Genomic DNA, 7,271 nt, shown 5'->3' with positions numbered 1-7,271 from the left:
TCCCGTGGTTTTTGGGCGGGCTGCTTTTGTTTTTTAACAGCCCCCCCCCCCCACCCGGGCCGGGCCGGGGCCGGCCCCGCGCCCCCCCCCCGGCTCCTGCCGTCGAGGCGCGTCACTCCTGGGCGGAAGCCGCCCCCAGCAGTCCCCGGATCCTGGTCGTCGCCGCGCGGAACTCGGGGCGCCCCAGCGTTTCCGTGTACTCCCGTTCCGCCGGCAGTCCCACGTCGATGATCTCCGTGATGGTGCCGGGGCGCGGGCTCATCACCACCACCCGCTGGGCGAGATAGACCGCTTCCGAGATGGAGTGGGTCACGAGCAGCACGGTGGTTCCGGTCTCGCGCCAGATCCGGTTCAGCTCCATGTTGAGCTGCTCCCGCGTCAGCGCGTCGAGCGCGCCGAACGGCTCGTCCATCAGCAGCACGGGCGGTGCATGGAGCAGCGCCCGGCAGAGCGCGACGCGCTGCTGCATGCCACCGGAGAGTTCGTGCGGATACGCGTCCTCGAACCCGGTGAGCCCGGTCATCGCGATGAGTTCGTCCGCCCGCTCGCGGGCCGCGGCGGCGTCCGTCCGCCGGATCTCCGCCTGGAGCAGGATGTTGCGGCGGGCGGTGCGCCACTCCAGCAGCGCGGCGCGCTGGAACACGTAACCGATGTCGTGCCGCGGCCCCTCGACGGGCCGGCCGTGCAGCTGTACGGCGCCCCCGGACGCGGTCAGCAGGCCCGCCACGAGTTTGAGCAGTGTGGACTTGCCGCAGCCGGAGGGCCCGACGAGGGCGACGAACTCGCCGGGCGCCACATCGAGCGAGACCTCGCGCAAGGCGGTGACCTCGCGCTTCTTCGTACGGAACCGGACGGCCACCTCGTCCAGGCGGACCGCGGGCGCGCCCGGGGGCAAGGTGGTGTGGTGCGCGCCGTCCTGCCGCGCGGCCGGATCCTGGAGCTTCGCGTCCCTGGCCATGGTGTGTTCCGCCCTATCCCTTCAGCGCCGTGCCGCTGTCCCAGTACTCCTGTACGGCCTTCGGGCTCTTCACCAGTCCGGCCTGCGCGAAGATGTCGATGGTCCGCCGCCAGTCGCCCTCGGTGTTGACGCCCGGGGCGGCGCCGCGCGTCGCGTCGGTGTGCAGCAGGGTCACCGTGGTGGCGAACTGCTCCGACAGGACGTTCTTGGGCGGCAGTTGCTCCGAGGCGCCGTCCATCGCGGCGACGGCGGGATCCGGCGCCTTCTCGGCCGCCGCCCAGGACTCGCTGACGGCCCGCACCATGCGCCGGGCCAGGTCGCCGCGCTCGGCGAGGATCCGCTGTCCGGCGATCAGACCGTTGGAGTAGAAGTTGAGCCCGTGATCGGAGAAGCGGAGGTACGAGACCTCCTTCTTGGCCTTGTCCTTCATGGTCGGGCCCTGGTCGCTGGCGTAGCCGAGCAGCGCGTCCGTCTTGCCCGAGATCACCGCGGCGATCTTGCCCGCCGGGTCGGTGTTCTGGATCGTGACGTCCGACTCCTTCAGCCCGTTCTTCTCCAGGAAGATCGGGAAGGTCTTGGTGAGCGCGTCGCCCGCCGTGCCCGCGATGGTCTTGCCCTTGAGGTCGGCGGGGGTGGTGACGTTCTCGCTCTCGAAGAACTGCACGGACGACGGCGTCGTCTGGAGGAAGACCCCGAGGCTCTTCACCCGGACGCCCTGGTCCACCCCGCTGAGCACGGCGGGGGTGTCGGCCCAGCCGAAGTCGGTCTGTCCGGCGGCGGTCGCCTGCACGGTCTTCTGCGAACCCTGGCCGGCCCTGATCGTCAGATCGATGCCGTGCTTCTCGAAGATCTTCCGCTGCTTGCCGTAGTAGAACGGCGCGTGTTCGCCGTACGGATACCAGTTGAGCGTCAGGGTGACCTCGTCGAGCTTCTTGCCCGAGTCGCTGGTGGAGGTCCCCGCGCCGTCCTCGCCACAGGCGGTGGCGGCGATCAGGAGCAGTGGTACGAGACCGATCAGGAGTCTGCGCGGGTGCATGGCGTGGCCCTTCCCGGAACGGGGTCGAGTCGGCTTACGTACGTGTGGTGCGCCGTGCCTGTCGTACGCGGGTGTGTCGCGTGGTTCAGTAGGTGGTGGTGACGTCGGTGTCCCGGCGGCTCGCGTGCCAGGGCAGCAGCAGCCTCTCGGCGGCCTCGACCAGCGCGAAGAGGACGACACCGATCAGCGACATGACGAGGAGCCCCGCGAAGAGCATCGGGGTGTCGAGATTGCCGTTCGCCTGGAGGATCACATAGCCCAGTCCTTCGTTGGCGCCGACGAACTCGCCGACGACCGCGCCCGTCACCGCGAGGGTCACGGCGACCTTGAGCCCGGAGAAGAGATGGGGCAGCGAGGCCGGAAAGCGGATTTTGACAAAGGTCTGCCAGGGTTTCGCGCCCATCGTCGCGGAGAGCTGGAGCATCTCCGGGTCGACCGCCTTGAGACCGGTCACCATCGAGATCACCACGGGGAAGAAGGCGATGAGGACGGCGATCAGGATCTTCGGGGTGATCCCGAAGCCGAGCCAGACCACGAACAGCGGTGCGACGGCGATCTTCGGCACCACCTGGGCGAAGAGCAGCAGGGGGTAGAGGGTCCGCTCCACGGTCGACGAGCGGACCATCACCACCGCCGCGAACACACCGACCACGGCGGCGATGAGAAAGCCGAGCAGTGTCTCGTACGTCGTCACCCAGGTGTGGTGCCAGAGGTAACCCGCCTTCCCCGTCAGTACATCGAGGGTGGCACCGGGCGACGGGACGAGATACGGCTCGACCAGCTCGGCGGCGGCGATCGCCCACCAGAGCACACCGCAGCCGACCAGCAGCGCGACGGGGCGTTTACCGGCCTCGACGGCGCGGGCGATCCGCTCTCCGGCGCCCGGCCTGACACGCTGCGGCGAGGGAGCGGGAGGGGCGGGCAGGACGCTCTGGCTCACTGTGAACTCCTCGGGGAAACCGGGTAGTTGTCACGTGCGCTGCGCCTTGGGGATACTTCGGGAACCTGCCGTCAACCGCATCGGCCGACACTGGGCCCAGACTCTGGGGCCGAGAGCCGGAAAGCGCTTTCCGCCAGGATTGATCCGTCACGCTAGTGACTGCCCGTCCCTGTGGTCAAGAGGCTGGTCCGAGGTTGGGGTCTGTCCTGTGGATCAGGCCAGGCCGTCCTCCCGGCGGTGGATCTGCGCCATCAGTTGCGCCGCACAGGACTTGATGGTGTCGAGCCCGGTCCGCCCCCAGCGCCGCGGTTCGGTGTCGGCCACGCAGACGGTGCCGAGCGCCAGTCCCGTACGGTCGATGAGGGGCGCCCCGAGGTAGGAGCGGATGCCGGTCTCATCCACGAGCGCGTTCCCGGCGAACCGGGGGAAGTCGCGGACGTCCTCCAGGACCAGCGCCTTGCGCCGTACCACGACATAGGGGCAGTAGCCGTGGTCACGGGACTTGACCCGCTCCCCGCTCCCGCCCGGCGGGGTGTGCAGCCCGGCGAAGAACTGCCGTTGCTCGTCGAGGAAGTTGACCATCGCGTACGGGGCGTCCGTCAGCTGTGCCATCTGCTGGGCGAAGGTGTCGAGCGCCGGTTCCGGGCGGTCGCCGAGGCCGAGCCCGCGCAGCCGGAGCGCGCGTTCGGGCGCCTCCTGGTCCACGGGGGTGAGCAGCAGCCGGGCGATGGGGTCGTATCTCATCCGCGTTCTCCGGCACTCGGGGTGCGCGCGGGTGACCGCCTCATTCGGCGAGCTCCGGTGCGGGGGCGGGCGCGAGGACCGTCGGGGACGGCGGCGGCAGCGCGAACGGGGCCGGGGCCGGGGCGGGCGCCGGGTACGAGGTGAGCAGATGCTGGACGAGGGTGACCAGTGTGCGGATGCCGGAACTGGCGATACGCGCGTCGCAGAGCACGATCGGCACCTCCGGCTTGAGGTCTATCGCGGCCCGCACCTCCTCCGGTCCGTAACGGTAGGAACCGTCGAACTCGTTGACGGCGACGACGAATCCGATGCCCCGCTGTTCGAAGAAGTCCACCGCGGAGAAGGAGTATTCGAGCCGCCGGGTGTCGGCGAGGACGATCGCGCCGAGCGCGCCCCGGGACAGTTCGTCCCACATGAACCAGAAGCGTTCCTGTCCGGGCGTGCCGAAGAGGTACAGCACATGGCGTTCGTCGAGCGTCAGCCGGCCGAAGTCCATCGCGACCGTCGTCGACGTCTTCGTCTCGACGCCCGTGAGATCGTCGGTCGCGGCGCTGACCTGGGTCAGCAGCTCCTCCGTGCTGAGCGGCGCGATCTCGCTGACCGCGCCCACGAAGGTCGTCTTGCCGACGCCGAACCCGCCCGCGACAAGGACCTTCAGCGCGGTGGGAAAGGGCTGGCCGGCGGAACAGGGGTCAGAGCTGTCGTCGTAGACCATCGAGCACTGCCTCCAGCAGGAAACGGTCGGTGGGGTGGTCGAAGCTGTCCGGCGGCCGTGCGGTGATCGCCCCGCACTCCACCAGATCGGAGAGGAGGATCTTGGTCACCGTCACCGGGAGCCGGAGTTGCGCGGCGATCTCCGCGACGGAGGTCGGCCCCCCGCACAGGCCGACGGCGTGGGTGTGTTCGGGTCCGAGGTGCGGCTGTGGCGGCGCCCCGGTGGAGATCACCAGTGTCAGCAGGTCCAGGGCGGCCGTCGGTCTGGTCCGGCCACCGCTCACGGTGTACGGGCGGATGAGCCGGCCCGCCGCGTCGTCGAGCCACGGCCCGTCCGTGGAGAGCGGCACGGTCAGTGCCCCGTGCCGCTCGGTGAGACACCGGCCTCGTGCCGCAGCGGCGTCGCCAGATACGGCCGTACGCTCTTGACCAGCATCGCCATCTCGTAGCCGAGGACCGCGGCGTCCGCCTCGCGGCCGGCCAGCACGGCGAGACAAGTACCGGATCCCGCCGTGGAGACGAAGAGCAGGGTGGAGTCGAGCTCCACCACGACCTGCCGGACCTCACCGCCGTCGCCGAAGCGGATCCCGGCGCTGCGGCCCAGCGAGTAGAGGCCGGAGGACAGCGCCGCCATGTGGTCCGCGCTGTCGCGGTCCAGCCCGTGCACGGATCTCACCAGACCGTCGGCGGAGAGCAGCACCGCGCTGCGGGTGTACGGGACTCGCTGGACCAGGCCGCTCAACAGCCAGTCCAGGTCGGTGACATGGCCGGTCGGCACATCGCTCGCCATGGTGTGTCTACTCCTTGGGGGTGGTGTCGTGGCGCGGTGATTCCGGCGGTTCCGGAGCGGGTGGCGCCGCTTCCCCGGGGCGCGCGGCGGGTTGGGACTCGGCGAGGCCGATGCCCCGCCGGAAGGCCGCCATCAGCCCGGGGTCGTGGAGCGCGGGCTCACCGGCGGGCGGCGGCGCGGGGGCGTCCCGCAGCTGCGGTACGAGGTGTTCCTGCCCGCGGCGCCGGGGCAGCCGGGGCCGGCTCGCGGCGGGGCGGATCATGCCGTCACCGGCGTGCTCGGCCAGGGGTCTGACCGGGATCACCGGGGCGGGCGGCGGCTCGGGGCGCGCCGCGTGACGGGCTCCGGGGCGGGCCTCGGCCGGGGTGGGCCGCTCGGCGCGGGCGCTCCGTACGGGCAGGGGCGCGGGCCCGCCGGGGGCCGCCGGGGACGGCGCGGCGGGCGCCGGCTCCTGGCGCGGCGGAGGCGGGGACGCGTACGCCTGCCGCTCGACGGGGAGCTGACCGCTGCCCTGCACGGGAGTCGCCCGCACAGGCGCCCCTGGTACGGGAGGCACGGGCGCAGGCGCCTGGTGCACGGGAGCCCCTGGTACGGAATCCCCTGGTACGGGAGAGCCCGGCCGCTCCGCGGGGGCCGGGGGCGCGGCGGGGGCCGGGTGCGCGGCGTGGGCCGGTTCTTCGCCCGGGTCGGCGCCGAGGAGCGTCTGCGGCAGGACCAGTACGGCCTGGATCCCGCCGTAGATGTTGGTCTGGAGCCGGACCGCGATCCCGTGCCTGCGCGCCAGTGCGGCGACCACGAAGAGGCCGATCCGCCCGTCCTGGAGGAGGTGCGCGACATTGACCTGGTCGGGGTCGGCGAGCAGCGCGTTCATCTTCCGCTGCTCGGTGACGTGCAGGCCGAGCCCCCGGTCCTCCACCTCGATCGCCAGCCCCGCCGTCACCTGCTGGGCGCGCAGCAGCACTTGGGTGTGCGGGGACGAGAACAGCGTGGCGTTCTCGACCAGTTCGGCCAGCAGGTGGATGACGTCGGCGACGGCGTGGCCGCGCACGGTGCCTTCGATCGGCGGCACGAGCTTGACCCGCGGATACTGCTCGACCTCGGCGATCGCGGAGCGCAGGACCTCGGTCAGCGTGACCGGCCTGCTCCACTGGCGCCGGGAGATCGCCCCGCCGAGGACGGCCAGGTTCTCGGCGTGCCGGCGGATCCGGGTCGCGAGATGGTCGACCTGGAAGAGACCTTTCAGCAGCTCGGGGTCCTCGACCTCGTTCTCCAGGTCGTCCAGCAACTGGATCTCGCGGTGGACGAGGGACTGGAGGCGGCGGGCCAGGTTGACGAAGACCTCCACCTTCTGTTCGTCGCCGACACTGCCGGAGAGCCGCGAGGCCTGGATCACCGCGCCGACGGCGGCCTCACGCGAGCGGCCGAGTTCGGCCGCGAGCAGGTCGAACTCGTCTCCGCCGTGGCCGGTCCCGGTGGGCGGCGCGGGGGGCGCGGGCACCCGTTCACCCCGCCTGAGCCGCTCGACGACGTCGCGCAGTTCGGCCTGCCCGCGCGCGCTGGAGCGGCGCAGCGCGGTGCACCGGCCGAGGACGGTCCGCGCGGTGCGCTCCGCTCCCAGGGCCGCCGCGGCGACGGCGGCGAAGGCGAGCAGCGCGGTGCCCAACAGGGCTGTCCAGACCGGGGCGGTGGGTTCCGCCGTGGTGGAGCGCAGGACGAGCACCACGGCCGCGGCGCCGCTCAGTGCGGCGACTGTCGCGGGCAGGACGGCGGTGCGCAGGAGTTCGGCACGGAGGAGCTGGGGCCGTATGCGGGCGTCCGGTGGGATCGCCGCGTCCGCCCGGGCCGCGGAGGAGAGCGCGCGGGGGCCCGGCCGGCCGTGCCGTCCGCCCTCCCGGCGCTCCGGCCGCGCGACAGGTGCGCGTAGGTGAGACATCTGTGTCCTCGGTACTGGGGCCCCAGGATCGGCATCGTGCTGGTGCTGGTGCGGCGGCGGTCTTCTGGTTCACGGCGCGGCGGCAGGACCGGCGCATGCCGGACGAGCCCTCCGTTGATCACCGAGCACACACGGTAGTCGCCAAGCGGTCATCCG

The 7,271-nt window shown here is 71.8% G+C and carries 8 protein-coding genes; all 8 read right to left on the bottom strand.

The genetic code is table 11. From position 1 onward, the window contains the following. Positions 1-112 precede the first annotated feature (112 nt). Positions 113-958 carry an ABC transporter ATP-binding protein gene (locus tag ACFXKG_RS37910; protein WP_384849115.1) on the bottom strand — a complete coding sequence of 282 codons (846 nt, stop codon included), beginning with the start codon at positions 956-958 and terminating at the stop codon, positions 113-115. A 13-nt stretch (positions 959-971) separates the two neighbouring features. Beyond that, a complete protein-coding gene (locus ACFXKG_RS37905) occupies positions 972-1,994 on the bottom strand; it encodes an ABC transporter substrate-binding protein (RefSeq protein WP_384849112.1) in 1,023 nt (340 codons plus the stop codon). A gap of 85 nt (positions 1,995-2,079) precedes the next feature. Next, the gene (locus ACFXKG_RS37900) at positions 2,080-2,934 is read right to left on the bottom strand and encodes an ABC transporter permease (RefSeq protein WP_384849110.1); all 855 of its coding nucleotides are present in this window, start codon (positions 2,932-2,934) and stop codon (positions 2,080-2,082) included. Between the two features lie 213 nt (positions 2,935-3,147). Then, positions 3,148-3,678 (bottom strand): GAF domain-containing protein, encoded by a 531-nt coding sequence (locus ACFXKG_RS37895; RefSeq protein ID WP_384849107.1) that lies wholly within the window; start codon positions 3,676-3,678, stop codon positions 3,148-3,150. A gap of 40 nt (positions 3,679-3,718) precedes the next feature. Next, positions 3,719-4,393 carry an ATP/GTP-binding protein gene (locus tag ACFXKG_RS37890; RefSeq protein ID WP_384849105.1) on the bottom strand — a complete coding sequence of 225 codons (675 nt, stop codon included), beginning with the start codon at positions 4,391-4,393 and terminating at the stop codon, positions 3,719-3,721. Next, positions 4,371-4,742 (bottom strand): DUF742 domain-containing protein, encoded by a 372-nt coding sequence (locus ACFXKG_RS37885; protein ID WP_384849102.1) that lies wholly within the window; start codon positions 4,740-4,742, stop codon positions 4,371-4,373. The genes ACFXKG_RS37890 and ACFXKG_RS37885 overlap by 23 nt, the downstream gene beginning before the upstream one ends. A gap of 2 nt (positions 4,743-4,744) precedes the next feature. Further along, a complete protein-coding gene (locus tag ACFXKG_RS37880; RefSeq protein ID WP_384849099.1) occupies positions 4,745-5,182 on the bottom strand; it encodes a roadblock/LC7 domain-containing protein in 438 nt (145 codons plus the stop codon). Between the two features lie 7 nt (positions 5,183-5,189). After that, on the bottom strand, positions 5,190-7,115 hold the full coding sequence (locus ACFXKG_RS37875) for an ATP-binding protein (protein WP_384849096.1): 1,926 nt from the start codon (positions 7,113-7,115) through the stop codon (positions 5,190-5,192). Between the last annotated feature and the right edge of the window lie 156 nt (positions 7,116-7,271).

This window comes from Streptomyces sp. NPDC059255 (assembly GCF_042752355.1).
Lineage (GTDB): Bacteria > Actinomycetota > Actinomycetes > Streptomycetales > Streptomycetaceae > Streptomyces.
The sequence above is the reverse complement of the archived record's forward strand: the minus strand, read 5'-3'. Positions and strand labels throughout refer to the sequence as shown.

Coding starts and splice junctions, on each gene's coding strand:
- ACFXKG_RS37895 (WP_384849107.1), bottom strand. CDS start 3,678: ATGAGATACGACCCCATCGCCCGGCTGCTGCTCACCCCCGTGGACCAG.
- ACFXKG_RS37875 (WP_384849096.1), bottom strand. CDS start 7,115: ATGTCTCACCTACGCGCACCTGTCGCGCGGCCGGAGCGCCGGGAGGGC.
- ACFXKG_RS37905 (WP_384849112.1), bottom strand. CDS start 1,994: ATGCACCCGCGCAGACTCCTGATCGGTCTCGTACCACTGCTCCTGATC.
- ACFXKG_RS37910 (WP_384849115.1), bottom strand. CDS start 958: ATGGCCAGGGACGCGAAGCTCCAGGATCCGGCCGCGCGGCAGGACGGC.
- ACFXKG_RS37880 (WP_384849099.1), bottom strand. CDS start 5,182: ATGGCGAGCGATGTGCCGACCGGCCATGTCACCGACCTGGACTGGCTG.
- ACFXKG_RS37890 (WP_384849105.1), bottom strand. CDS start 4,393: ATGGTCTACGACGACAGCTCTGACCCCTGTTCCGCCGGCCAGCCCTTT.